The sequence below is a fragment of the Desulfonatronospira thiodismutans ASO3-1 genome, from assembly GCF_000174435.1.
GTDB lineage: Bacteria > Desulfobacterota > Desulfovibrionia > Desulfovibrionales > Desulfonatronovibrionaceae > Desulfonatronospira > Desulfonatronospira thiodismutans.
Genome location: NZ_ACJN02000004.1, coordinates 166,957 through 192,163, shown reverse-complemented (window position 1 = coordinate 192,163; position 25,207 = coordinate 166,957). Strand labels below are relative to the sequence as shown.

At 55.0% G+C, this 25,207-nt stretch carries 18 protein-coding genes; 2 read left to right on the top strand and 16 right to left on the bottom strand.

The window, feature by feature from the left end:
• Positions 1 to 26: 26 nt before the first annotated feature.
• The 5 genes from DTHIO_RS20150 to DTHIO_RS20145 form a co-directional block, all read right to left on the bottom strand.
• Entirely contained in the window at positions 27 to 3,266 is a 3,240-nt protein-coding gene (locus tag DTHIO_RS20150; RefSeq protein WP_008871670.1) for a PAS domain-containing hybrid sensor histidine kinase/response regulator, read from the bottom strand.
• Between the two features lie 30 nt (positions 3,267 to 3,296).
• Positions 3,297 to 6,767 (bottom strand): DNA polymerase III subunit alpha, encoded by a 3,471-nt coding sequence (gene dnaE, locus DTHIO_RS17975; protein ID WP_008871669.1) that lies wholly within the window; start codon positions 6,765 to 6,767, stop codon positions 3,297 to 3,299.
• 136 nt (positions 6,768 to 6,903) lie between these two features.
• Positions 6,904 to 7,557 carry a lactate utilization protein gene (locus DTHIO_RS17970; protein WP_008871668.1) on the bottom strand — a complete coding sequence of 218 codons (654 nt, stop codon included), beginning with the start codon at positions 7,555 to 7,557 and terminating at the stop codon, positions 6,904 to 6,906.
• 18 nt (positions 7,558 to 7,575) lie between these two features.
• Positions 7,576 to 7,983 carry a hypothetical protein gene (locus DTHIO_RS17965; RefSeq protein WP_008871667.1) on the bottom strand — a complete coding sequence of 136 codons (408 nt, stop codon included), beginning with the start codon at positions 7,981 to 7,983 and terminating at the stop codon, positions 7,576 to 7,578.
• 225 nt (positions 7,984 to 8,208) lie between these two features.
• Entirely contained in the window at positions 8,209 to 10,347 is a 2,139-nt protein-coding gene (locus DTHIO_RS20145) for a methyl-accepting chemotaxis protein (protein ID WP_008871666.1), read from the bottom strand.
• Between the two features lie 362 nt (positions 10,348 to 10,709).
• Between DTHIO_RS20145 and DTHIO_RS17955 the strand changes: the two genes are divergently transcribed.
• Both DTHIO_RS17955 and DTHIO_RS17950 read left to right on the top strand, forming a co-directional pair.
• The gene (locus DTHIO_RS17955; protein WP_008871665.1) at positions 10,710 to 11,582 is read left to right on the top strand and encodes a DUF6268 family outer membrane beta-barrel protein; all 873 of its coding nucleotides are present in this window, start codon (positions 10,710 to 10,712) and stop codon (positions 11,580 to 11,582) included.
• Positions 11,583 to 11,645: 63 nt separating this feature from the next.
• Positions 11,646 to 12,761, top strand: coding sequence for an oxidoreductase (locus DTHIO_RS17950; RefSeq protein WP_008871664.1), 1,116 nt, complete (start codon positions 11,646 to 11,648; stop codon positions 12,759 to 12,761).
• Between the two features lie 43 nt (positions 12,762 to 12,804).
• Here DTHIO_RS17950 and DTHIO_RS17945 read toward each other — a convergent pair whose 3' ends face one another.
• From DTHIO_RS17945 to ftsW, 11 genes are all read right to left on the bottom strand, one after another.
• Positions 12,805 to 13,350, bottom strand: a complete 546-nt coding sequence (locus tag DTHIO_RS17945; protein WP_008871663.1) for a methyltransferase domain-containing protein — start codon at positions 13,348 to 13,350, stop codon at positions 12,805 to 12,807.
• A gap of 6 nt (positions 13,351 to 13,356) precedes the next feature.
• Entirely contained in the window at positions 13,357 to 14,844 is a 1,488-nt protein-coding gene (locus DTHIO_RS17940; RefSeq protein ID WP_008871662.1) for a M23 family metallopeptidase, read from the bottom strand.
• A 31-nt stretch (positions 14,845 to 14,875) separates the two neighbouring features.
• Positions 14,876 to 15,130: a DUF6899 family protein gene (locus DTHIO_RS17935; RefSeq protein WP_008871661.1), complete on the bottom strand. Its 255-nt coding sequence runs from the start codon at positions 15,128 to 15,130 to the stop codon at positions 14,876 to 14,878.
• 285 nt (positions 15,131 to 15,415) lie between these two features.
• Positions 15,416 to 17,152, bottom strand: coding sequence for a radical SAM protein (locus tag DTHIO_RS17930; RefSeq protein ID WP_008871660.1), 1,737 nt, complete (start codon positions 17,150 to 17,152; stop codon positions 15,416 to 15,418).
• The gene (ftsZ, locus tag DTHIO_RS17925) at positions 17,109 to 18,347 is read right to left on the bottom strand and encodes a cell division protein FtsZ (protein WP_008871659.1); all 1,239 of its coding nucleotides are present in this window, start codon (positions 18,345 to 18,347) and stop codon (positions 17,109 to 17,111) included. The genes DTHIO_RS17930 and ftsZ overlap by 44 nt, the downstream gene beginning before the upstream one ends.
• A 298-nt stretch (positions 18,348 to 18,645) precedes the next feature.
• The gene (ftsA, locus tag DTHIO_RS17920) at positions 18,646 to 19,872 is read right to left on the bottom strand and encodes a cell division protein FtsA (RefSeq protein ID WP_008871658.1); all 1,227 of its coding nucleotides are present in this window, start codon (positions 19,870 to 19,872) and stop codon (positions 18,646 to 18,648) included.
• A gap of 1 nt (position 19,873) precedes the next feature.
• Complete coding sequence (locus DTHIO_RS17915; protein WP_008871657.1) at positions 19,874 to 20,713, bottom strand: cell division protein FtsQ/DivIB; 840 nt, start codon at positions 20,711 to 20,713, stop codon at positions 19,874 to 19,876.
• Positions 20,714 to 20,723: 10 nt separating this feature from the next.
• Complete coding sequence (gene murB / locus DTHIO_RS17910) at positions 20,724 to 21,569, bottom strand: UDP-N-acetylmuramate dehydrogenase (RefSeq protein WP_161598702.1); 846 nt, start codon at positions 21,567 to 21,569, stop codon at positions 20,724 to 20,726.
• Between the two features lie 29 nt (positions 21,570 to 21,598).
• Positions 21,599 to 22,960 carry a UDP-N-acetylmuramate--L-alanine ligase gene (murC, locus tag DTHIO_RS17905; RefSeq protein WP_008871655.1) on the bottom strand — a complete coding sequence of 454 codons (1,362 nt, stop codon included), beginning with the start codon at positions 22,958 to 22,960 and terminating at the stop codon, positions 21,599 to 21,601.
• A 1-nt stretch (position 22,961) separates the two neighbouring features.
• On the bottom strand, positions 22,962 to 24,044 hold the full coding sequence (gene murG, locus DTHIO_RS17900) for an undecaprenyldiphospho-muramoylpentapeptide beta-N-acetylglucosaminyltransferase (protein ID WP_008871654.1): 1,083 nt from the start codon (positions 24,042 to 24,044) through the stop codon (positions 22,962 to 22,964).
• Positions 24,044 to 25,153 (bottom strand): putative lipid II flippase FtsW, encoded by a 1,110-nt coding sequence (ftsW, locus tag DTHIO_RS17895; protein ID WP_008871653.1) that lies wholly within the window; start codon positions 25,151 to 25,153, stop codon positions 24,044 to 24,046. The genes murG and ftsW overlap by 1 nt, the downstream gene beginning before the upstream one ends.
• Positions 25,154 to 25,207: the final 54 nt, after the last annotated feature.

The window sequence follows — 25,207 nt, the reverse complement described above, 5'->3', positions numbered from 1 at the left end:
TCAAGTAACATTTTCCGGGACACAGTCTAACTCTGAGTGATACGCTCTTTAAGCACTGTAATAAGGTTTTCCAGTTCTCTTTCCATTTCCGGCAGCAGTCTGTGCATTTCTTCCATGTCTTCTGCACCTGCGGCCTTTTCCATGGCCCAGGCTTTTTCACTCAGGTTTCTGGCTGATATATTGGCCGAAATACCCTTGAGGGCGTGGGCATAACTTCTGGCCTGTTCAGGGTTTTTACTGTGCAGGCTTTTTTCAAGGTTCTGCATGCGTTTAGGGGCCTCTTGGATGAACTGCTGCAGGATTTCCTGCAGCAGTTCCTCATCATGCATGACCCTTTCTGCAAGTTCAGCCTCCACAAAATGTCCCTGGTCATGCACAGATGAAGCATCCAGGCCGGGAGTGTCTTCTTGCCGGGCGTTTTTTAAGCCGCCTTGTGCAGGGCGGAGTTGCCTGTTGATAATTTCTTCCAGTTCCTGGGGCTGTACCGGCTTGGAAAGGTAGTCGCTCATCCCGGCCTGGATGCATTTTTCCCTGTCTCCTTTCATGGCATGGGCGGTCATGGCCACTATGGGCACCTGTGGATTCTGCACGCTATTTTTTCCTTCGCGTATGCGCCGGGTGGCCTCAAATCCGTCCATTTCCGGCATGCGGCAGTCCATGAGCACCAGGTCAAAGTTTTCCCGGGCCAGGATGTCCAGGGCCTCCCTGCCGTTGTTGGCCACTGTCGAGTTCGTAAGGCCCAGTTTTTTCAGTACGGCCCGGGCAACCATCTGGTTGGTGGGGTTGTCCTCAACTATGAGTATGCGGCTGTCCAGGTGCGGTCTGCAAGACGCCTGCCCCGGATCAGAAATTTTTTCCTGTGCTTCCTTATCAAGGGGTGCAGGGTCCTTTTCAAAGCCTGCGGTAAACCAGAAGGTCGATCCCCGGCCCTTGGAACTTTTCACTCCTATTTCTCCACCCATCATCTGCACCAGGCTTTTGCAGATGGCCAGCCCCAGCCCGGTACCTCCAAAACTGCGGGTTACCGAGGTGTTTAACTGATGAAAGGGGGTAAAAAGCTGGTCCTGCTTTTCCTCAGGGATGCCTATGCCGGTGTCGTGCACCTCAAAAAGCAGGCGGACATGGTCTGCTTCTTCCTGAACCGGGGACACCTCCAGATCAACCTGTCCCTGGGAGGTAAACTTGATGGCATTGCCCAGGAGGTTGACCAGAACCTGGCTCAGACGTCCTTCATCGCCCAGCAGACAGTGATGTACTCCTGGATGGATGACATAACCGAGCTTCAGACCTTTTTCCATGGCCTGGTAATTGAGTATGCCGGCGCTGTCTTTTACTGTTGTTTCCAGGTTAAAGCCCTTGGTTTCCAGTTGCAGCCTGTCAGCCTCTATTTTGGAAAGATCCAGGATGTCATTTATCAGGTTGAGCAGGGTCTGGGCGCTTGTTTTTAATGTTTCGGCAAAGCTTCGCTGCTGGGAGTCCAGTTCCGTGTCCAGGAGGAGCCCGCTCATGCCGATGACTCCGTTCAGGGGGGTGCGTATCTCGTGGCTCATATTGGCCAGAAACTCGCTTTTAGCCCGGGTGGCATGTTCAGCCTGCAGCCTGGCCTGATTCAGCTCCTCTTCGCGGCTTTTTCTGTGCCTGGCATTGACCAGAAGCTCGGCCAGGAGCACGAACAGGTCTATCTCAGCCCGGGTCCATTCCCTGGTTTCCCGGACGCAGTCCACACCCAGGAACCCGTAGCAGTGAAAATGATCTTTCAGGGGCACGCTAAGCAGCGCCTTAGTGTCCTGCTTTTGCAGATGGGTTTTCAAGGGATCCCAGTCAGGCATTTCCTCAATATCCCCAATGTAATACGGACTGCCCTGACTGTGCAGCCTCACGGGTTCCCAGGCCATATCAAAGGGAACATTCTGCAGCCTGTGCTGCTGGGGATCGACTCCTGCGGCGCACCATTCATGGGTGTTAGTCATGGTCTGGTTGTGGAAGTCATAGGCGAAAACGTAGGTCCGGTCGGTCCTGGTAAACCTGGCTACCTGCATAAGCGCTTCACTTACTGCCTTTTCCAGGTAATCTATGGGTGCGGTAAGAAAGACCATGGACATATCCACCAGAAGCCTGTGCATCTTCATGCGATACCTCAGGGCGTCTTCTGCCTTCTTGAATTCGGTGATGTCCCTGGCCACGGCTATAATCAGATCCCTTTCTCTCTGCCTGAAGGTCCTGAGGCTTACTTCAACAGGAAAATCCCGGCCGTCTTTAGTCCGGTGTAGAGTCTTTATCAACCCTGCCTGTTCTCTGTCCTCGTTGACTGAGTCACAGATCTCCTGCATATCCTGAAATGTGAATTCAGGCTTGAGGTCGTGGGGACCCATGTTCAGTAGTTCTTCCCGGGAGTAGCCCAGTGACTGGCAGGCCATGAGATTGACGTCCAGAAATTTCATGCTTTCGCAGTCGATGATGAAAAAGCTGTCTGCACTGCTGTCCAGAGCGGCCTTGAATCTCTCCTGTTTTTCCCGGTCTTTTTTTTCCTGGGTGATGTCCGTGGCTATCTGCAGGCGCACCAGGCGGCCGTCTTTCCAGGGGATGGCTTTATCCCGCAGGATATACCACCTGTCTTCGCCGGAGTTGTAATGTTCCCGGACACGCGTACCTGTGGGCCTGCCCTGTCCATCCAGGAGCAGGTGGTTGCCGCAGTCCGGACATGGCCCGGAAGCGCCTTTCTGCATTATTTCCCAGCATTTCATGCCGGTTACGTATCCCAGGTTCTTCCGGCCGTAATCATTTATAAAAAGGATCTCGTGGGTCTGCATATCCGCAACGTAAACCAGGCTGTCCATGCTGTTCATAACCGCCTGCATACGCTCGGTTCTGTCCTGCAGTTCCTCCTGTATTTTTTTGTGATGGGATATGTCCCTGGCTATGTGCACGCAGCCCCTGAGGCGGCCTGTACTGTCATGCAGGGGATTGGTGCTGACATGGAAATGTCCGTTTAGATTGTCAATCCAGGATTCCGCCTGCTCTGCATTTCCGCTGCAGAGCAATTTCGCGTGGGGGCAGAAATCCGGGGGCCGGCTCATGCCGTGAACCAGTTCATAGCATTTGCGGCCCTGGGCCTGCCAGGGCTCAACTCCCAGGGCGTCAGCCATGGATCGGTTAATCCTGACCACATTGTGCCCGGCGTCCAGTATGGCGATGAGATCTGGAACTGCATCAAAGGTAAACTGCCATAACCGGCCTTCTGAATCTGCTTCTTTCAAGAACTCCAAAATATCCTCCTCGTTCAGCTGTGCCCGGCACTAATGCCTGCAGATGTCTCCCAGCTTTTCCAGCCGGGACCAGAACTCCTGGCCGGGGGTTACGCAGTAGTTGGGGCCCAGCATGAGCCTGCAGCGTGTATGGTCTTCCAGGCGCAGGTTCAGGCATACCGGGATGCGTCCCGGGTATCGGGCCAGAAGGTTTTTCAGGTCCTTGATCCATTGATCCCCGGGCACGCCCTGAAGGTCTGCTTCTATTTCCACCGGCTGATCCCCGCTGTCTATGGCCTGACTCAGATAGGAGATGCTTTCGGCTGTAAATTTAACCTGTCTTGGGGTCTCGCTGTCTTCTTCTCCGGAAGAACCGCCGCTCCCCTGATAACTGCTTATCCTGGCCTTTAAAAGCAGGGGCTGTTCGCTTTGAACCACTTCCCTGCAGGTGGAATAAAGATCCCCGAATATGGTGACTTCAGCGGTTCCAGTCAGGTCCTCTATCTGGCAGAAGGCCATCTTGTCTCCCTTTTTGCTGACGTGTTCTTTTTTGCCTACTATGATTACAGGAAGTTCCACCTGGGTGCCGGGTCTTAGTTCCAGGCATTCCTGGATGGTACTCAGCTTCAGGCGCTGAATATCGCGCCTGAAGGGCAGCAGGGGGTGCCCGCTCAGGTAAAAGCCCAGGGCCTCTTTTTCCAGCTTGAGCTTTTCGTCCTCCTGGAATTCTTCCAGCTCATTCTCGGGACAATCCAGACCCAGGCCCTTGACCTGGCAGGTTTCCTCCCCCAGGAGGCTGAGCATGGACAGCTGTCCCTTGACCTTGTTTTTGGCTGATCTCTGAGCCCTGGCCGCAACCATGTCCATCCCGTCCAGAAGAGCCCGGCGGGAGCAGCCCAGAGTGTCCATGGCCCCGCTTTTGATGAGCATTTCCAGGACCCGTTTGCCCGCCTTGCGCGAACCTACTCTTTCGCAGAAATCCAGGAGGTTTTCAAAGGGGCCGTTCTTTTTTCTCTCCCGGATGATGGCCTCTATGGCGCTTCTGCCTACGTTTTTTATGCCCGAGAGCCCGAAGCGCACCTGGTTGTTCTCCACGCTGAACTCGTTCAGGCTGGAATTGATGCAGGGGGGCAGTACGGTGATTTCCATATCCCTGCAGGCGTTGACATGGGCTATGACCTTGTCTGTGTTGTTTACCTCGGAGGTGATGAGCGCGGCCATGAATTCGCTGGGAAAATGGGCCTTGAGGTAGGCGGTCTGATAGGAAATCAGGGCGTAAGCCGCACTGTGGGATTTGTTGAAGCCGTATCCGGCGAATTTTTCCACCAGGTCGAAAATATATTCCGCTGTCTCCTGTTTGACCCCATGTTCTTTGGCACCCTGCAAAAATTTGCTTCTCTGCCTGGCCATGACCGAGGCTTCCTTCTTGCCCATGGCCCGGCGCAGGATATCGCCGTCCCCCAGGGAATACCCGGCCAGGACCTGGGCGATTTTCATGACCTGTTCCTGGTACAGGATAACCCCGTAGGTTTCCTTTAGTACCGGTTCCAGTTCCGGGTGGGGGTATTCAACAGGGACCAGGCCGTGCTTGCGCTTGATGAAGTCCGTGACCATGCCGCTTTCCAGGGGCCCTGGACGGTAAAGGGCCAGAAGGGCGATGATGTCTTCAAAGCAGGTGGGCTTTAAGTCCACCAGGACATTGCGCATTCCAGAGCTTTCCAGCTGGAATACCCCGTCGGTGAGCCCCCGGCCCAGGAGCTTGAAGGTTTCCGGGTCCTCCAGGGGCAGGCTGTCCAGGTCCGGGGTTTCCTGGCCGTTTCTGGAGGCCATGGCCAGGGTGTCCTTGAGTACGGTAAGGGTCTTGAGACCCAGAAAATCAAACTTGATGAGCCCTACTTTTTCCACCCTCTTCATGTCGAACTGGGTGACCACTTCGTCTTTTTTTCCGCGGTAAAGGGGCAGATGCTCCTGCATGGCCCTGTCGGAGATGACGATGCCTGCGGCGTGGGTGGAGGCGTGGCGCACCATGCCTTCCAGGCGGCGGCAGATATCCATTAGTCTGGCCACGTCTTCATCTTCGTCCACCATTTTGCGCAGGTCGGGCTCCTGCTGCATGGCTTTGTCAATGGTCATCTTGAGTTCTTCAGGAATGAGTTTGGCTATCTTGTCCGTCAAAGACAGCTTCATGCCCAGGGCCCGGCCCACGTCCCGGACCACGGCCCGGGCCTTCATGGTCCCGAAGGTGGTGATCTGGGCCACGCTGTCCCGGCCGTACTTTTCCGCCACGTAGCGGATTACCTTTTCGCGCTGATCGTAGCAGAAATCCACGTCAATATCCGGCATGCTGGCCCGTTCCTTGTTCAGGAAGCGCTCGAACAGCAGATTGTATCGGATGGGGTCCAGGTTGGTGATACGCAGGGCATAGGCCACAAGACTGCCTGCGGCAGAACCCCGTCCGGGACCTACTGGTATGCCCTGAGACTTGGCCCAGTTGATGAAGTCCTGGACAATGAGAAAATAACCGGGAAAACCCATGGAGCAGATTATCTCCAGTTCTTCCTCCAGGCGCTCCCGGTAATGTTTTTGGTCTACGCTGTAGGGCAGTTCCTGGAATCTTTGCTGGAGTCCTTCCCTGGAAAGGCTTATGAATTCTTCGTCCAGGGTGTTTTCCCTGGATGGAGTGTACCGGGGGAAATGAAAGGTGTCCGTTTCTATTTCCAGGTTGCAGCGCTTGATTATCTCCTGGACGTTTTCCAGGGCCTGGGGGCAGTGGGAGAATTCCTTCTCCATCTCCTCCACTGATTTGTAGTAGAGCTGGTCTGTGTCAAAGCGCATCCTGGAGCTGTCCTGGACCTTGGAATTGGTCTGGATGCACAAAAGTATATCGTGGGCCTGGACGTCGTCCGGACCCAGATAGTGGCAGTCGTTGGTGGCCACTACAGGCAGCTGAGTCTCCCTGGACATTTCCAGCAGTTGATCATTGACCTCCATTTGCTCCGGGATGCCGTTGGCCTCCATTTCCAGGTAAAAGCGTCCGGGAAATATATCCGCGTACTGCAGGGCGGTCTCCCTGGCCTGCTTAAAGCCCTGACGGCGCAGGACGTGCTGCACCTCGCCCTGCAGGCAGGCGGACAGGCAGATAATCCCCTGGTTGTGGGCCTTTAATATGTCCTTGTCCACCCGGGGCTTGTAGTAGAAGCCGTCCAGCCAGCCCCTGGTAACTATTTTCACTAAGTTGTGATAACCCTCCTTGTCCATGGCCAGCAGAACCAGGTGGTAGCGCAGCTGATCCTTGACCTGGTGATTCTGAGCCAAATACACCTCACAGCCGATGATGGGCTTGATGCCGTATTTTTTGGCTTCCAGATAGAAGTTCAGCGACCCGAACATGTTGCCGTGATCAGTGATGGCCGCGGCAGGCATACCCAGGTCCACGGCCCGGGCGCACAGATCAGTTATCCTGATGGCCCCGTCCAGAAGGCTGTATTCGGTATGACAGTGTAAATGGGTAAAGTCGGACATTGATCTCTCGGGTTATGGTGATTATTGTCAGTTTATGGTCAAAGCTCAAAGTTCTAAGCTGAAAGCTCAAAACACCATGCCTTTGTCGCTCTCTCGCCCCATCTTCTCCATGCTCCATGCTCCGCGCCCCAAGCCATCAAAGACCCATATCTTCGTTAATCAGTATAACGCAGATGCGATTCTTGGGGAAAGACTTCTCGGTGATGCTCCACACGTTGCAGATGCGCTCCGGGCTTTCGCAGTCGTGACAGCAGGCGGTCTTTATGCATGGTGTTTTTTTCTGCAGTCGCAGGGCATTGGCCGGTGCGCTGTAGGACTTTATGCGCTCCATGGCCTGGTCTGTATCACCGACTATTTTGTTGCGTCCGCACAGGATGATTACTTTTCTGGGGCCGAAGACCAGGGCACCCACACGGTTGCCGATCATGTCCAGGTTGACCAGGTATCCCTGCTCGGTGACTGCATTGGTCCCGGTAATGAACATGTCCGCCAGCAGAGCCTGACGCCTCAGCTCCAGGTTTGCTTCAGGGCCGCGGCTCTTGTCAAAGGTATCCATGACCTGCATGTCGGTTCTGTCTTTCAGCGTGTCATAAAGTCCGGTTTCCTTGAAGGTGGCGGAGCCGCCCCAGGATATGGATGCAGGCCGGGCTTCAGGGATTATTTCTTCCAGGACCAGGCTTTTTGCCCGGCCCGGGTTTTCAGCCAGGCGGCAGTCGAAATTGTTGGCCCGCAGGTTTTCCTGGACCCGCAAAAGCCTCATGTCCCAGTAGTCTTTTATTTCGTTGCCCATATATACTTCCTTTTCTGCTCATTTATCTGTTTTGGGTGGTTTGGCCGCTGTCCCGGAGGAGTTTTTTTCCGCGCTGCCCTGGGTCTTGGGCACCAGCTTCATCTGCGGAACCAGTATCTTGCTGATCACCAGCACTTCCTCCACCTCCTGCATGCTGTTCCAGTCCGGTTCCTTGGGATCGAAGTCTTCCGGAGCCTCCACGAGGCTGCCGTCATTTTTTTTGAAAAGGTACATCTTTGTCCTCCTGATTTTGAATCCTGTGAATTCACGGGCTATAAGCTCCCGGGATATATATCCTTCTATATCGTCCTGGGTAAAAAAAGAACAGGGAAAATACCGGCAGTAACGTACGCACCTGATGGGAGTGGTGTAGTAGCTGCCGCTTATCTTTTTCTGAGTGGCACAGTATATATTTCTATAAAGCATGTTTGAAGAGTATATTGTTCCTTGACCGAAGCATCAGCCAGGCGGGTTTCAGGCGAGTCCTTTTAAAACAACCAGAGTATCCTAATAGACAGCCGCACTCAAATCAATCCCCTGAAAGGGGGCAACCTGACCTTTCTCAGGGACAGCCGGGATATTTCGAGGGACAAAAAAAGGGCGAATTGTGCAATTCGCCCTTTGGTTTTTTTAGATGACAGGGTGAAGAAATCAGCCCTGCTTGAGCTGGTTTACCAGGTTCTGCAGCTCCTGGGCCTGCTGGGAGAGTTCTCCAATGGCCTGGGCTGACTGGGTCATGACCTCGCTGGTCTCTTTGGATATGCGGCTTACTTCCTCGATGTTTTTGTTTATTTCCTCGCTGGCGGTGGACTGTTCCTCTGTGGCCGTGGCAATGGCCTGGACCTGGTCAGCAGCTGACTGCACCAGCCTGACGATTTCCTGGAGCACATCCCCGGACCGGTTTACCAGGGTAGTGGCCTCATCAATAAGCCCGGCAGCCTGGTCCATGCTCTGGATATTGTTCTCTGTTCCCTGCTGGATGGAGGTTATGGCCTGGCCGACCTCCTTGGTTGCGTTCATGGTCTTTTCCGCCAGCTTGCGCACCTCATCGGCCACCACGGCGAAGCCGCGTCCGGCATCCCCGGCCCTGGCCGCCTCTATGGCCGCGTTCAGGGCGAGTAGGTTGGTCTGGTCGGCAATGTCTTCAATGACATTCATGATTTTGCCTATCTGTTCAGCCTGTTGTCCAAGCTGGCTCATGTTGGACTTGAGCTGGGAAGACTGCTCCTGGACCCGGTTGATGGCGGTCACGGATCTGCTGACCACATCCGAGCCTTCCTGGGCCTTGCTTCGGGCCTGGTCCGATCCTTCAGCTGCTTTGGAGGCATTCTGGGCCACCTCCAGTACTGTGGCGTTCATCTCTTCCATGGATGTGGCAGCTTCACCGGCCCGGGAGCTTTGCTCGTCAGCGCCACGGCTGGCCTGTTCCACCTGGGCTGAAAGCTCTTCTGAAGCCGAGGTCATGCGCTCCACCACGCCTTCGATGCTGGAGGCCGCCTGGAGCATACCTTGGCTTTTGGCCTGCTCGGCCTGCTCCTTGGCCTGGTTGGCTTCCTGCATGGCCTGCCGGGCCTTCTGGGCCTGCTCTTCGGCCTCGGCACTCTTGGTTTCGGCTTCCCTGATTTTGGTCTTGAGGTTGCTGACCATGTTGCGCAGGGAGCCGGCCAGGATGCCCAGTTCATTTTTGCCGGTCACTTCAAGTTCTTCGTCCAGGCTGCCTTGAGCCACTTTTTCGGCGAAATCCACGGTTTTCCTGAGGGGCCTGGTAATGACCGCAGTGAGAAACAGCCCCAGGCCCAGGGCCAGAATGACTCCGATGGCCAGCCCGGCCAGGGAGATGGTTACTCCCCGGGCTGCATCGCGTTCTGCAAGACCCACAGCCCTGTCAGCCTGACGTTCATTGAGCTCGATGAGTTCCTGCAGCAGACCCTGTCCCCGGTCCTGCATCTCCACTGAGTCCACCATTATGAGCCGGTTCATTTCCGTATACAGGTCATTGGCCTCCCTGGCGAAGTCGATGAGTTCATCAAAGAGCATGAATACGTGGTCGGCATATCTGCCCATATCATCGCGCAGCATTTCCCGGGCCTGCTGTTCCTGTCCGGCGTCAGCCAGTTCTCTTATGGGCTCTACCACGCCGTGGAAGTTGTCATGAGGTCCCTGCAGACGTCTTAAGATATCCAGCAGTTCCTGGTTGTCCGTATCAAAATCCTGCAGCCAGACTCCAAAATTGCAGGCTTCCGGATCATCGCCGCCTTCAAAGTCGATTCCGAAATCCACATACCCCCGCACATCTTCCATGACCTGGTAATGATCCCCGCGGAACTGCTGCAGATGGCCCAGAAATTCCTCGGTGTTCAAAATGCCGATTTCCTCCAGTTCCCTGGAAAGTTCAAGAAACTGGTTGTTGACCTCGGCCCAGTCCTGTATGGCGTCTTCAAAACTGGCCCAGAGCCGGGTTTCATCTTCGGTCCGGGGCAGGGCCTCGTAGTTTTCCCATGCTTTTTCGTAGTTCTCCCGGGCGGACTCAATCTCCTGGTACTGCTCCTGCCTTGCTTCCATGCCCAGGGCCGGGTTGACCAGGGCGCGCAGGGAGCGCACAACGGTTTCAAACTCGGCCTCTATGATGCGCAGGTTGTTCACTGCCGGCATATTCACCCGCCCCACCTCGTCGATGTGCCCGGATAGATTGTTTGCGCTGCGCCAGCCCACCAGGCCGACGACAACGACAATGAGGGCCACAGCGACAAAACCGGCTACAAGTTTGACTCCAATTGCAATATTGTTCATAAATGCTCTCCTGTGGGATTTAAAAAGCAATGCAGAAGCAGACTGTATATAACCAGCGATTCTGGAGTTTTTGATACCGGAGATCGTCTTTTTTGGGACACAATACATTTAAGTGCTGTTAGAAGCAAATGAAAAAACAGCAGATTGAAGTCGTTTTACCTTGTGTGTGAAGGAACAGCCCCGGGGTGCAGGTTGCTTATCCGGGGATTTTCCTGACTCGGGCGCCAAAAGTTTTTGTTTTTTGCCAGGCAGCAGTTGACGCAGCAAAAATCTCAAGGCAAACACCCTGTATTAAGTATCGGTTGTCCGGGGAATATTCTTTACTGGCAAAAAGCTGCAATCTTTTTTAGAAGAGGAAAACAATGAAAAAATGCTTTTTCTTGATCTTCTGTCTGCTGTTTATCCCTGCTTCCGCATCCTTTGCCGGGGACCAGGGCATGTACTACGGGGGCCTGGAGTCCGGGGCCGGGGTGGAGCATACCTTCAAATCCGGGGTAAAGGGCTCGGATACGGAAGTATCCCGGACCACATATGGTGTAGAGGCATCCTGGTCTTTTCTGACCCTGGGCTATGACCACAGCAGATACTCCTGGGACAAACCGGGTGATTCAGATATTACAGATGACGGCAAAGAACCCTTTGAATCGCTGCACAATGTATATCTGACTGCTGACGTTATATTTCCCGTGAAGGATGACTGGTACCTGAATCTGGCCGCGGGCGTGAACACTTCCTTTGAAAAAGAGATGTCCCGGTCCCTGGGAACTTCGGCCAGGGCTGTTCTTCTCAGGGTCTTTGACAGCGGCTGGATGGTTGGAGTCGGGGCCGTGGGAGGATATCACCCGGTGCGCAGTATCTGGATTCCTGCTGCAGGGTTTGCTTACGGACTGCCCGGCCAGGAGGGATGGACCGCCAGGATAGGCATGCCCAGGACAATGGTCAGATACGGGTTCAGCGAGGATTTTGCCATGCAGGCAGGAGCGGATTATTCTTCCAGGATATATCGCCTCGAGAACAACAGTTCAGCAGTTGAAAGAGGGTATTTCCGCAAGCGCGATATCAGGCTGAGCATGCAGGCGGAGTGGAGTCCCCTTGAAGAGATGACTCTTGAGTTCGGCCCGTATTATGTGCTGTCCAGAAAGTGGCAGTTCTACGACCGCCATGACAGCCGTATCGGCACATGGGACCTCGACAGTGCCCCGGGACTCCAGGCAGGCCTTACATGGAGGTTCTGATGCAGATCGGGCATTTTAAATTCAGCAGTTATTAAAGTTTTAAGCACAGACAGGAGGTTAAAAATGTATACTACCCTGTTCTCACCACTGGAAATCGCAGGCAAAACGCTTAAGAACCGTATAACCATGGCTCCGTTATACCTGGGCTATGCCGGGGAGGGAGGCACTGTGTCGCCTCTTTTGCTGGAGCATTACCGCTTGATGGCCTCCGGCGGGGTGTCCATGATAACCGTGGAGAACGCAACTGTGGATCATCCTGCAGGCAGTGGTTCCAACCGGACCATCAGGGCGGATACCGACGAAAATCTGCCCGGCCTGGAAAAACTGGCCGCAACGATAAAGAATGAAGGGGCCCTGGCCTGCCTGCAGATCAATCATGCCGGAAGATTTGCAGGTGCGCAGGAAGCGGTGGCTCCATCGGAGGTAAATACTTTCGGCAGGACTCCCAGGGCCTTGACCCTGGAGGAGATTGAAGAGATCAGGAACAGCTTTGTCCGGGCCGCCCAAAGGGCCTTCAAGGCCGGTTTCGACATGGTGGAACTTCATGGCGGCACCGGTTATCTCCTGGCCCAGTTCGCATCCCCGAGAACCAACAAGAGAAAAGACTATTACGGCGGTTCCCTGGAAAAGAGGATGCGCTTTCCCCTGGAAGTAATGCAGGCGGTCAGGGAAGCTGCGGGCAATAAGCCTGTGGGGTACCGCTTTCTGGCCGATGAATGGCTCCCTGACGGGCTGACCCTGGAAGAGTCCGGACCTTTGGCGTCAAGGCTGTCGGATGCCGGCGCTGCATACCTCTCGGTTATGGGCGGGACTTATGAGTCTTTTTCCATGCCCGAGGTGATCAAGGCCACCAAGAAGCCTGGGTACATGGCCGACCTGGCGGGTGAAATCCGGGATCAGGTCAGGGTGCCGGTCATTGCTGCAGGCCGTATTGCCCTGGGGCATGTTGCCGAGGAGGTTCTTTCCTCGGGCAGGGCCGACCTGGTGGGCCTGGCCCGGGTACTCTGGGCAGATCCCGAGTGGCCTGAGAAGGTGCGACAGGACAGGGAGGATGACCTGGTGATATGCGATCCCGGCTGCAGGGACGTGTGCATGCAGCTGGTTATGCAGGGAAAACCGGCCTTCTGTCCGAATTGGAGTCCGCAAAAATCCAGGCGGCTCAAAGACCTGTACGAGTAATAAGATACCTGTCCGGGGGTTATGTTACGGGTCAGGCCAGGTATTACGAAGGTTTGCGGGCGATAAGGCCGGCCAGGTATTCCTGGGGAGCTTCGGTTTTGCCCTCAAAATAATGCAGGATTTCCCAGTCCTGAAACCAGGAGTATAGTTCCCGGTCCCGGAGAAGAAAATCCGGGTTGGTGGGCCGTCCCAGCAGGGCCTGGCTGGATGTAAAGGTTTCATAGACGATTATGCCGCCGGGTTTCAGGGTGTTTTTTATGTCCGGCAGCAGGGGGCGGTGCAGGTACCTGAAAACAAGCACCGCCCCGAAGAAGCTTGGGGGCAGGGTGCTCTCAGACTCTGCCTCCAGGTCAACTTCCTTAGTGTGTACCTTCAGCTTTTTTTCCAGGGCCAGGTCATGGATCTTCTGCAGTCCTGATTGATCCCTGTCCCAGAAATAAACCTCCAGCCCCTGTTCCGCCAGAAAAAGGCCGTTTCTCCCGGAGCCGCAGGCCAGGTCCAGTACCGGCCCCGGCAGAGGTGAAGCAGTAAAAAGATGCAGATGCTTTTTTAAAATTCCTGCTGGTTCAGAGGCGTTGTGTTGCTGCATAATAATTTAGTCCAGCCTGGCCATTGTGTCCTCATCCTTCAACGAGGCAAACAGGGTTTCCAGGTCTTCCCTGGCCGCCTTGAAACGCTGCAGTTCTTCTCCTTCCAGGGTGCGTCCCGGAGGAGTATCCACCGTGGAGGGATTGACGTGACTGCCCCGGTGATGGACTTCGTAGTGCAGGTGCGGTCCCGTGGACATACCTGTTGAGCCCACGTAACCGATGGTCTGCCCCTGCTCGACCCTGGCTCCGCGACGTACTCCGGATCCGAAGCGGCTTAAATGGGCATAGACGGTGTGGTATTCATTGGGGTGCCTGATACGGATGTAGTTGCCGTAGTTGCCCTTACGCCCGGCGTACTCCACCACCCCGTCCCCGGCGGCCATGATGGGGGTGCCGGTGGGGGCTGCAAAGTCCAGGCCCTGATGCATCCGGCTGTAGCCAAGTATGGGATGACGACGTTTGCCGTATCCGGAAGTCAGCCTGGCCCCGTCAATGGGGGTGACCATGAGGGTCTTGCGCACAGATTCTCCGTCCGGGTTGAAGAAGTCCACTTCCCCGTCGGTTGTTTCGTAGCGGTAAATAGGAAGATCACGGCCCCTGGTTTTCAGTGTGGCGTATAGGACTGATCCTCCCCGGACAAAATTTCCGTCCTGGTCCAGTTTTTCTTTGAACATGACTTCAAAGGAGTCCCCGGGGCGGATATCGCGCTGAAAGTCTACATCGAAGGAATAGGCGCGGATCATCTGCATAAGTACCCGCAGGGGCATATCCGAGGCTACTGCAGCGTTGTACAGGCTGGAAGTTATCTCGGCCTGGGCCACGACCGTCCTGGTATCCAGTTCACGCTTTTCTTCAGTGGCCACCAGACCGTTTTCAGGGCATTTTTCCACCCTCACGTCCCGGTCCACATCCAGCTTCAGGTTCATGGCCTCAAAGATGGGCTCCTGATCATCCTCTTCCCGGAAGACCAGGGTGATTTCCTGTCCCTGCCGGATACGCCGGGGATTATATACTTCTGAAAGTTCTTCAATGATTTCATGGGCCTGTGTCCTGGGCAGCCCCTCCCCGTTTAAAAGTCCCATAAGGGTGTCTCCGGAAGAGACCCTGATGTTTTTTTCTGATAATTTGGCCCGGACCTCTTTTTGGTCCCCGGCATCCAAAATATCGCCTGTGCCGGGGGCCTGGGCTTCTTGTGCAAGGGCGTCACCGGTGTTGCCGGGAACAATTTCAGGAGATGCTGTATCAGCTGAAGAGCTGCTGTCGCCTGCAGTCTGCAAGCCGGAAGCTTCAGGGATGGATTGTTCAATGGTCAGGCCTTTGAAATTTTCCTGGCCGGACTGTTCGTGTTTTCTGGTTTCGATGAAATCAAAGCCAGAAAACACGAACGTCAGGGCAAGGACAACGCAGGCAGCAGCCAGGAAAAGATATTTTCTGTTTCTTCTGCGTTTGTACCTGATGCGCGACTTGCCGTAGGATGGTATATAATAATCCATGCTTTTACCTCCTGTGAACCGGGCGTCTGTTTTAAATGTCTCCGTGTTCACGGATTTTTTCGTCCTCGTATGGGGCCAGGACTTTGCGGTACCATTCGAGCTTGGCGTGTTCCATGGCACTGGAACACATGCTCAGATTGTCGTAACTGTCACCCATGCGCTGGGCTATCAGCCTGGAAAGCTTGTAAATGCAGTAGTTGAGCTCCCCCTGGGTATGGACTTCCCGGGACAGCTCTTCCAGGAGGGGGTCAAAGACTTGTCTGCGTTTTTCAGGAATATAAGGCATAAAAGCTCCCTTTAAGCGACTTAAGCGATCCAGCACTCCACCTGAGCTGCCAATCTTGCCAAGCTCGGCCTCCGGCCCAGAGGGGCCTACGCCCCGTAGGGCAAAATCATTCACTCAAGTTTCTTATTGTTCCCACGCTCTGCTTGGGAACAATCCCCGGACGCTCCGCGTCCACAATGACCGCAGGAGCGGTCAGGCTACGCTCCCACGCAGAGCGTGGGAGCGATAAAGAAGCCGGGGACTGTCCCCGGGTTCCTCTGACCTCTGATCTCTAAATTCTGTCCTCTATGCCTGCATTCCGCATCTAAGGCAGTTGCTGCATTCTGTATCAGGGCAGGGCGAGGTGAGCCTTCCCTGCCAGTATTTCCGCCATTCGCGCTTGAGGTATTCCTTTTTCACCCCGATGTCCAGCCTGTCCCATGGAAGGTTTTCCTCCAGGGGGATCTGCCTGTCAGTGTAACGCTCCATGTCCCTGGACCAGTTCGCCAGGGCTTTTTTCCAGCTGCCCTGGTGCTCAGCCGCCAGGAGCAATAGTTCGTGCACTTTTTCGTCCCCCCGGGCCAGAAGTCCTTGAATACGGGCCTGAAAAGGGTTTTCAGAGGTGAACTTAACTGCCTTGTGCCTGGAACAGAGTTTTTTAAACCGCCTGCATCCGGATTCAAACTCCTGCCTGGAGATCATGGCTGCCCACTGCAGCGGGGTCCAGGGCTTGGGCACAAACATGGAGGCGCTTATCTGTATCAGTCCGATGCCTTTTTTCCTGTTGCCCATCCCTTTGAACCGGGCCTGCTGCATTTCTTCCAGAAAGTTCTCCAGTTCCTGAAAATCTTTGCCGGATTCCCCGGGCAGTCCAAGGATGAAATAGAGTTTCAGGGTGTTGAACTGCAGCCTGCTTATCTCTTCCACGGCCTGGAAAAATTTTTTGTGGTCAAAGCGCTTGTTTACAGCCGTACGCAGATCCCGGCTAATACCTTCCACAGCCAGGGTTATACTCCGGGTGCCGCTGCGGCGCAGAAATTCAAGAAAACTGCTGGTCAGGCCATCAGAGCGCATTGAGGACAGGGAAAATTTAATTTTTTGTGCTTTAAGCCACTGAAGAAATTCCTGCAGGTCAGGCCAGTCCGTCAGGGCAGTGCCCACTAAGCCCACCTTCCTGGGACGTATCCCGGATATCAGCTCCTTGAGCTTATTTATGTCAGCTGTACGCGGGGGCCTGTACACGAAGCCTGCTGCACAGAAGCGGCATCCGTGGGGGCATCCCCGGTTTATCTCCACCAGAAAACTGTCCCTGAACACGCTTTGCCCCGAGACAAAGGCCGAGTGCGCCGGAGTTTCAAGCCGGCGTGAGTCTGACTCAGCCACCTGCCTGTGTGCCCTGCTTGTCCGCCCGGATACATAAATTCCGGGTAATCCGGCGATGGTCTCCAGGGTCTTGTGTCTGTCTTTTCCCTGTAAAAAGCAGTTTTTAAGTGCACCGGCTATACAAATAAAAGTGTCTTCCGACTCCCCCACATAGATAAAGTCCAGGCTGGGCATGACCGGAAAGGGATTTATAAAGGTGACCGGCCCTCCGGCCATGACCAGGGGCCACTTTTCCCTGTTGCCGGAGTAAACCTCAATTCCTTCAGCCTGCAGGCTCTGCACCAGGTTCAGGTAATCACCCTCAAAGTTCAGGCTGAAGCAGATAAGGGGAAAATCGGACAATGTTTTATCCGAGTCCTGGTTTACAGCCCTGCCTTGCCTGCGATCCCAGAAAAAGCGCTGGACATGAAAGGTCCCTTCCTCTTCCAGCTGCATATACACTGCCTGCCACCCCAGGGTGGACAGGGCCAGAGACCTTTCTTCAGGAAATACCAGGGCAACGGGAAGCCTGCCTCCCCATTCCCGGCTTTTGGACCTGGAAGGCCCTGAGATTGAATCTTCCCTTGGAACCTGAAGCAAATTCTGATCCGGTTTGCAGGTATTTCCCGCCCTGGTGTTAATCCGCCTGTCTGCGTATAAAGGAGGGGATTTCGAATTCATCTTCGTCGAATATGAATTCCTCTCCCTTTTTCTGCCTGGTCTTGTTCTGCTTTACACTTTCAATGGGTGCCTGGTCCTGATTGTTCCTGCTGCGCCGGATGTAGGCCGGGATATTCAGGTTGTCCTTGCCATCGGGATCCACAGACATGTTCCTGGGCCTTTGCCTGGCATTGTTTTGACCCTTCTGCACCTTGGAGAGATCAGTGACCTTGGACGAGGTGCGCTCAGATGAGGAATGTTCATCCTCGATTCCGGTGGCTATGACTGTAATGCGGATCTCGTCCTCGATGTTTTCGTCGAACACCGTTCCAAAATAGATCTGGGCGTCTTCGTCAGCGGACTCATGTATGATTTCCGCTGCTTCGCTGACCTCGTCAATGGCCAGGTCCATGCCGCAGGTGACATTCATCAGTACGCCCTTGGCCCCGTCAATGGAAACATCTTCCAGAAGCGGGCTGGTTATGGCCTTCATGGCCGCTTCCCTGGCCCGGCCTTCTCCAGTGGCTATGCCTGTGCCCATCATGGCCAGACCCATCTCGGACATGACCGCCTTGACGTCGGCAAAGTCCAGGTTGATGAGCCCCGGGACCATGATCAGGTCGGATATGCCTTTTACGCCGTAGTAAAGGACCTCGTCGGCCTTCTTGAGCATCTCCAGAAAGGAGGCCTTCTTGGAAGCCAGGGAAAGCAGGCGGTCATTGGGGATGGTGATGATGCTGTCCACCACGTCCTTGAGTTCTGAGATCCCGCTTTCTCCCTGTCCGCGCCTGCGCTTGCCCTCAAAATAGAAGGGCTTGGTCACTACTGCGACGGTCAAAGCGCCCATTTCCTTGGCCACCCTGGCGATGACCGGGGCGGCTCCGGTTCCGGTTCCACCTCCCATTCCGGCGGTTACAAAGACCATGTCGCAGCCGTCCAGGACCTCCCGGATGTGATCGATACTTTCTTCAGCCGCCTCTTTGCCCACCTGTGGGTCTGCGCCGGCGCCGAGGCCCTTGGTCAGGTTTTCCCCCAGCTGGACCTTATATTCCGCCTGGGAGTGCTTCAGGGCCTGCAGGTCTGTGTTGGCCACAATGAAGGTAACCCCCTTCATGGCCGAGCAGATCATGTTGTTGACGGCGTTGCTTCCGCCGCCGCCGACGCCGACCACCTTTATCCTGGCGTTGCCGTCCATCTGGATTTCCTGGTATTCCATAGCTTCCTCCTTACCCGTTTAGCTGAGAAAATATTTTGCCTGCATCTAGTTAGTTGTTTTGTAGTTTGTAATTGTTGTTACGTATCTGTTTAGCGCTTTGCATGTGGCATGGGGACTGGCTCTTCCGGGACCCACTTGTCCCAAAAAATGAGATATTTTAAGCACAAAATGATGCTCAAGTGGGTCCCGGAGTGCCTGTCCCCTGCTTTCCTTAAAAGCGCAAAACAGATGCGTTGTTACCATTTTGTAAGAAGTCCTGCGGCTTGCTTATCAGGCCGGACAAAAGTGATGTCCGGGGCTATTTTATATCAACAAACCACTTGCGCATTTTGCTAAGTATACGGTTGAACATGTTTTTGTCCCGGATGCGGAACTGTTTTTCCGAGCTTTCCTTTTCCGCCCCGTAAATAAGTACTCCCACTGCAGTGGCGTACATGGGGTTGTTGACCACGTCCTTGAGTCCGCCCACCTTGCGGGGATACCCGATGCGGGTGGGCATGTTGAATATCTGTTCCGCCAGTTCCTGGGCACCCTCTATCAGGGCCGCGCCCCCGGTGAGCACCACCCCGGCCCCGGTGGAATTCTTGAACCCCGAGCGGTTTATTTCCTGGTCCACCAGGAGGAAAAGTTCCTCCATCCTGGGTTCGCAAATTTCAGCCAGCACGTGCCTGGAGAGTTTCCTGGGGGATCTTCCCCCTACACTGGGGACCTCGATTATTTCTTCCTCCTCCAGCATGTCCGCCATGGAGCAGCCGTACCTGACCTTGATCTTTTCCGCAGACACCATGGGGGTGCGCAGGCCGAAAGCTATGTCGTTGGTCAGGTTGGCCCCGCCGATGGCAATGCCCCCGGTGTATTTGATGGAGTCTTCCCCGAAAATGGCCACATCAGTGGTCCCGCCGCCTATATCCACCAGGGCCACCCCGATTTCCTTTTCTTCCTCGGTAAGCACCGCCTTGGACGAGGCCAAAGATTCCAGGACAATGTCCGAGACATCCAGGCCGCTTCTATGGCAGGAACGGACTATGTTCTGAGCGCTGCTGACGGCCCCGGTGACGATATGCACCTTGACCTCGAGGCGTACCCCGGCCATGCCCAGGGGGTCGGCTATGCCGTTTTGATCATCCACTATGTATTCCTGGGGCAGGATATGGATAACCTCCCGGTCCAGAGGGATGGCCACTGCCTTGGCCGCGTCCAGGACCCTTTCCACGTCGCGGTTGCTGACCTCCCCGCCTTTTACGGCTATAACACCATGACTGTTGAAGCCCTTGATATGGCTGCCGGCTATGCCTGCATACACAGACTGGATTTCACATCCGGCCATGAGCTCGGCTTCTTCCAGGGCCTTTTTTATGGACTGCACGGTCTGCTCGATATTGACCACCACCCCTTTGCGCAGCCCGGTTGAAGGGCTGGTGCCTATACCTACGATATCCACCCCTTCAGGGGTCATCTCCCCTACAACTGATGTGATTTTGGTGGTCCCGAGATCCAGCCCAACGATTAAGTCTGATTTGGCCATACTACTTTCCTTGATTTTCTGGTTTAGCCTGCCGGCGATAAGCCACCCAGGCATTTTCTCCGGCCACGGTTATCCTCTTTACAGCGTCAATATCCTGCCTGCGGCGCAGGTCGTTCCATACCAGATTGAGTTTATCCGTCTGCGGCTCAAGTTCACGGCAATCAAGAGACAGTTCCAGGTCCAGTCCATGGATGTACATGTGCGCCCTGCCGGTCTCGGTGATGCGGATCCAGGATATGTCCTGGATGGAAAAGGGAAATCTTCTTCTTTCCAGCGTGGTTACAATTTCGGCCACATGCCTGGACCCGGCCCCATCATGCAGGTGCAGAACCGGCAGTGAAACAAGTCTCTCGGGACTCAAGCGGTCTATGGTCCGGCCCTTTTTATCTGCGTAATAAAGGTTGTGGTCGTTCTGGACCCAGAAATAAGCCTGCTTCTCCTGGATATCCACGTGCAGCTGATCAGGAAAGTCACGCCTGACCCTGGCCTGCTTGATCCAGGGGCTGTCAGCCAGGTTTTTCTGCATTCGGGATATATTCAGCTTAAGCATGTTTTCGCCTGTATCCACCTGCATGAGCCTCAGGACTTCAGCGTAAGTCAGGCGCTGATTGCCCTTGATTTCAATCTCCTGCAGAGCCAGGTACTCACTGCTGGTGGCGTAGCGATAGCCGTGGATAAGGGCCGCGCTCACCAGGACAAGTATTCCCAGGCTCAGGCAAAGGACCAGTACCAGCCCCAGAAGTCCTGTCACGGCTGAAAAAAATCTGCGCAGCACACCAACAGGCCTTGGACTGTGCTGGCTGCCGGTATTGCGCCTTGTCCGGGTTCGCCTTGCGGTCAAGATGGATTCCTCAGACTGTCTTTATTTCCAGTTGCAGTTCATGTCCTGACATTTCAAATACCTTTTCCCTGGCTTCTGCGATTAGATCCAGGGCCTGGGAACTGCTTCCGTGTCCCAGGTTCACCAGAAAGTTGGCATGTTTGCTGGAGAAAGCCACGCCTTTATTCTGTCTGCCCCTGAATCCGGCCTGCTCCAGCAGTTTTCCGGCCGGCTCCAGACCCGGGGGGTTTTTGAACACGCATCCAGCGGTGGCGGCCAGCACCGGCTGAGCACTTTTCTTGCGCAGGTAGAACCTTTTTATGCTGTCCTGCACGTCCCGGGTCCTGGATGGTGTCAAGGATATTTCAGCGGCGGTCACCAGAAAATTTTCCGGATCACCCTCCGGCTTGAACCACCTGTACCCGAAGCTGAACTGTCCGGCCCTAAGCTTTTTTGTTCCGTCTTCCGGGGTCCAGATCCAGATCCTGGTCAGCAGGCTGCATATCTCCACCCCGTGGGAACCGGCGTTCATAGCCATCGCCCCGCCCACGCTTCCGGGGATGCCGGCCAGTCCCTCCAGTCCTGAAAGTCCCCGTGACGCGCACCATCCAAGGAGGCGGGGCAGGGGATATCCTGCATCCACCAGGACCAGCACCCGGTCTTTGTCCTGGACGCGGCTCTCAGGCATAGTGCGCCCCTGCCATCTGACCAGCACCAGGTCTTTATTATTCTCAGTGAAAAGAACGTTGCTGCCTTTGCCCAGGTACATGCAGCGCAGGCCTTTGCCGGCCCAGTTGCGGTTTATTTCTTCCAGATCCTGTTCATCTTCCGGGTAAAGTGCCGCCAGGGCCACTCCCCCGAGTTTCAGGGTAGACATTTTCTTCAAGTCCGGCTGGTGTACGGTTTTCATTCCTGGATAAACCTTTCTCCCACCTGCCATACATTACCTGCTCCCAGGGTCATGAACAGGTCTCCCTGTTTAAGGACGCTGTCCAGGTCGCGGCCTGCCTCATCCAGGCTCTGGTAAAAGCGTACCGGGGTCCGGGCCACCTGCATGACTCCCTGGGCCAGGCTCCACCCGTTTACACCTGGTATGGGATCCTCTGAAGCCGGATATATTTCCGTGAGCAAAAGCAGGTCCGCACCAGCCAGGACCCGGCAGAACTCCCCGAAGAAATCCCTGGTCCGGGTAAAGCGGTGGGGCTGGAAAAGCACCACCAGTCTGCGATCTGGATGGCACTGCCTGGCTGTTTCCAGCGTGGCCGCGATTTCCGTGGGGTGGTGGCCGTAGTCGTCCACCACTATGACGTCATCCTTTATTCCCTTGCGCTCGAAACGCCTGCCTACTCCGCCGAAGTCGGCCAGGGAACGCAGGATGTCCTGTTTGTCTATCCCGGCCTGTATGGCTACTCCGATGGCGGCCAGGCAGTTGAGTACGTTGTGCCGGCCGGGGTGGTTGAGCTTTACCCGGCCCCAGAAGTTCTGGTCATGGAAAACATTGAACTGCGATCCCGGGCTGGTGGAAAGGATCTCCGCACGCAGCCGGCTTTGTTCCTGGAAGCCGTAGGTCAGAACCGGTCGCTTGACCCGGTCCAGGACTTGGCGGATTTCCGGGTCGTCGCCGCAGACGACATTTAGTCCGTAAAAGGGGACATTGTTCATAAAACGCACAAAGCTTTCCCGGATTTCATCCAGGTCGCGGTAATAATCCAGGTGATCAGCGCCGATATTGGTTACAATATTGATGATGGGCAAAAGGGTCAGAAATGATCCATCCGACTCATCAGCCTCGGCTATGAGGTATTCCCCTGTGCCGGGCAGGGCGTTGCTGCCGTACTTGTTCAGCCTGCCCCCGATGATCACCGTGGGGTCCAGTCCGGCCTCTTTGAAAATGGTTCCCAGAAAAGACGTGGTGGTGGTCTTGCCGTGGGTTCCGGCCACGGCCACCCCGGTTTTGAGCCGCATGAGCTCGGCCAGCATCTCCGCCCTGGGGATGACCGGTATCCCTGCGGATCTGGCCTGCAGTATCTCGGGGTTGTCCTCGCGCACTGCGGTGGATTTCACCACCACCTGGGCCGGGCCCACGTTGTCCTGGTGATGACCCTGGAACACTTTTGCTCCCTGCTCCTGAAGTATTTTTACAGTGGGACCTCTGGACAGGTCCGAGCCGCTTACCTGGTAGCCAAGGTTTAATAGGACCTCGGCAATGCCGCTCATGCCGGAGCCCCCGATGCCCACCATATGTATGCGATTGATGTAGTTGTGCACTTTATTTTCCTGTTTTAAGACTTACCAGTTCCTGGACTATGTTTTGTGCTGCCTCGGGGTGGCTTATTTTTTTTGCGGCCCTGCCCATGTCTCTTATTTTTTCCGGCATAGCCAGAAGATCGGTGATGACCCGGGCCAGGTTGACCTGGTCCAGGTAGCTCTGGTCCAGAACCATGGCTGCGCCGGCATCTTCCAGGTATCTGGCGTTGATCATCTGGTGATCATGCGTGGCATGGGGAAAAGGTATGAGCACACAGGCCTTTCCGGCCACGCAAAGCTCGGAGATGGTGGAAGCCCCGGCCCGGCTGAGCACCAGGTCCGCAAAATCATAGGCCCCGGCCATATCCTGTATGTATGCATCAACTCTGGCTTCCGGATACTTTTCCTGGTAAGCCTCTTTCACCATTTCATAGTCTCTTTCCCCGGTCTGATGCCATATCCTGACCTCCATGGCCTTTAATTCATCAAGGCGTTCCAGGACCGCGGAGTTTATGGCGCTGGCCCCCTGGCTGCCTCCCAGGACCAGGAGCCTTTTTCCGGGCTGGTGCATTCCGTGTGAAGCATACTGGTGCTCCAAAAGCTCGGTACGCACTGGGTTTCCTGTCTGAACCACCTTTTCCGGTGGAAAAAAGTTCTTTATGTCCTCATAGCTGAGCATGACTTTTTTTACCTTGCGTCCCAGGACCCGGTTGGTCATCCCGGGCAGGCTGTTCTGCTCATGTATGGCCGTGGGTATTTTCATCATTCTGGCGGTAAGTACCGGGATGAACCCGGCATATCCACCGAAGCCCACCACCACGTCCGGTCTCAGGGAGCGCAGCAGGAAATAGCTTTTGGCCAGACTTCTGCTTACCCACCATACGGAACCCAGGGACTTTATGCCCCTGCCCAGTACTCCTTTGGCTGGAAATGCCTTGAATTCGAATCCAGCCTGCGGGATGATATCCTTTTCAGAACCGTATAGCCCGCCTGCGAACACCACCCTGCAGGAGGGATAAAGTTCCTTTATTTTTCTGGCCACGGACAGGGCCGGGTAAATATGTCCTCCTGTACCCCCGGTGGCAATAAGCACTTTGTTCAGCATCACCTGCTCCTGGATAGGTTGAGCAGAAAGCCCGCGCAGAAGAAAGACACAAGCAGACTGCTGCCTCCGTAACTGATAAAGGGCATGGGCAGTCCCTTGGGAGGGATGACCCCCAGAACAACCGCCAGGTTTAAAAGGGCCCCCAGGATAATGATCATTCCCATGCCCAGCCCTGCAAACCTGTCCACCAGGTCACTCTGGGACATGCAGATGACCAGCACCCTCCAAAGAAGGATCCCCAGAACGATAAAGACCAGTGATACCCCGATAAAGCCCAGTTCCTCGCCCACCACGGCCATAATAAAGTCGTTGTGCGCTTCCGGCAGAAAAAAGAGCTTCTGTCTACCTTCGCCAAGCCCCATGCCCCAGATTCCCCCGGAACCAAAGGCGTACAGGGATTGTACCAGTTGATATCCTGCATCCTGGGCGTCCTGAAAAGGATCCAGAAAGGAAAACCATCTCCTGAACCTGTAGGGCGACTGCAGCACCAGGACAACGGCGGTTATCCCGGCCAGCACCGAAGAGGAGAACAGGTAAATGATCCTGGTTCCTCCCACCAGGCTCAAAAGAAATAAAAGCCCGGCCATGTATACCGCCCCTCCGAAGTCGGGCTGCAGCAGCAAAAGAGCGCAGAATAAGCCGGTAATCACAGTAGGCGGCAAAAAGCCCACGCTGAAGGTCTTGACCTTGTCCTGCTTGAAGGCAAAAAAGCAGGCCAGGTAAATGACCAGGGCCACCTTGGCCAGTTCCAGGGGCTGAATGTTGAAAAAACCAAGGCTTACCCATCTGGTGGCGCCTCCGGCTGCATAGCCCCAGGGTGTGAAAACCGTCACCGCCAGCAGGGCAAGAGCTGCGGCCACCCAGAGATAGCGAAGCCGGTACAGCACTTCTCTGTTGATCCTGCAACCCAGGTACATGACCAACATTCCAGCCAGGCCGAAAAGGAGCTGGCGTTTGAAAAAGAAGTATTTGTCCGCATAATACCGTTCAGCCATGACCGCACTGGTGCTCAGGATCATCATAAGCCCGAGCCCGGCCAGAATGAGCACCGAGAAAAGGAGCCACAGATCCGGCCCCTGTTTTTTGGCGGCGTTTTTATTGCTGGTCATGTTTTTTTGCTCTGGTTTGTCCGGCGTATCTGACCGGTCTGACGTGTCCGACGT

What these genes read in the sequence shown, in the direction of transcription:
- ftsZ (WP_008871659.1), bottom strand. Translation starts at nt 18,347, where the DNA reads ATGGAATACCAGGAAATCCAGATGGACGGCAACGCCAGGATAAAGGTG.
- murB (WP_161598702.1), bottom strand. Translation starts at nt 21,569, where the DNA reads ATGTCTACCCTGAAACTCGGGGGAGTGGCCCTGGCGGCACTTTACCCG.
- DTHIO_RS20145 (WP_008871666.1), bottom strand. Translation starts at nt 10,347, where the DNA reads ATGAACAATATTGCAATTGGAGTCAAACTTGTAGCCGGTTTTGTCGCT.
- ftsA (WP_008871658.1), bottom strand. Translation starts at nt 19,872, where the DNA reads ATGGCCAAATCAGACTTAATCGTTGGGCTGGATCTCGGGACCACCAAA.
- DTHIO_RS17945 (WP_008871663.1), bottom strand. Translation starts at nt 13,350, where the DNA reads ATGCAGCAACACAACGCCTCTGAACCAGCAGGAATTTTAAAAAAGCAT.
- DTHIO_RS17940 (WP_008871662.1), bottom strand. Translation starts at nt 14,844, where the DNA reads ATGGATTATTATATACCATCCTACGGCAAGTCGCGCATCAGGTACAAA.
- DTHIO_RS17930 (WP_008871660.1), bottom strand. Translation starts at nt 17,152, where the DNA reads ATGAATTCGAAATCCCCTCCTTTATACGCAGACAGGCGGATTAACACC.
- DTHIO_RS17970 (WP_008871668.1), bottom strand. Translation starts at nt 7,557, where the DNA reads ATGGGCAACGAAATAAAAGACTACTGGGACATGAGGCTTTTGCGGGTC.
- dnaE (WP_008871669.1), bottom strand. Translation starts at nt 6,767, where the DNA reads ATGTCCGACTTTACCCATTTACACTGTCATACCGAATACAGCCTTCTG.
- DTHIO_RS17935 (WP_008871661.1), bottom strand. Translation starts at nt 15,130, where the DNA reads ATGCCTTATATTCCTGAAAAACGCAGACAAGTCTTTGACCCCCTCCTG.
- murG (WP_008871654.1), bottom strand. Translation starts at nt 24,044, where the DNA reads ATGCTGAACAAAGTGCTTATTGCCACCGGGGGTACAGGAGGACATATT.
- DTHIO_RS17965 (WP_008871667.1), bottom strand. Translation starts at nt 7,983, where the DNA reads ATGCTTTATAGAAATATATACTGTGCCACTCAGAAAAAGATAAGCGGC.
- DTHIO_RS17955 (WP_008871665.1), top strand. Translation starts at nt 10,710, where the DNA reads ATGAAAAAATGCTTTTTCTTGATCTTCTGTCTGCTGTTTATCCCTGCT.
- DTHIO_RS17950 (WP_008871664.1), top strand. Translation starts at nt 11,646, where the DNA reads ATGTATACTACCCTGTTCTCACCACTGGAAATCGCAGGCAAAACGCTT.
- ftsW (WP_008871653.1), bottom strand. Translation starts at nt 25,153, where the DNA reads ATGACCAGCAATAAAAACGCCGCCAAAAAACAGGGGCCGGATCTGTGG.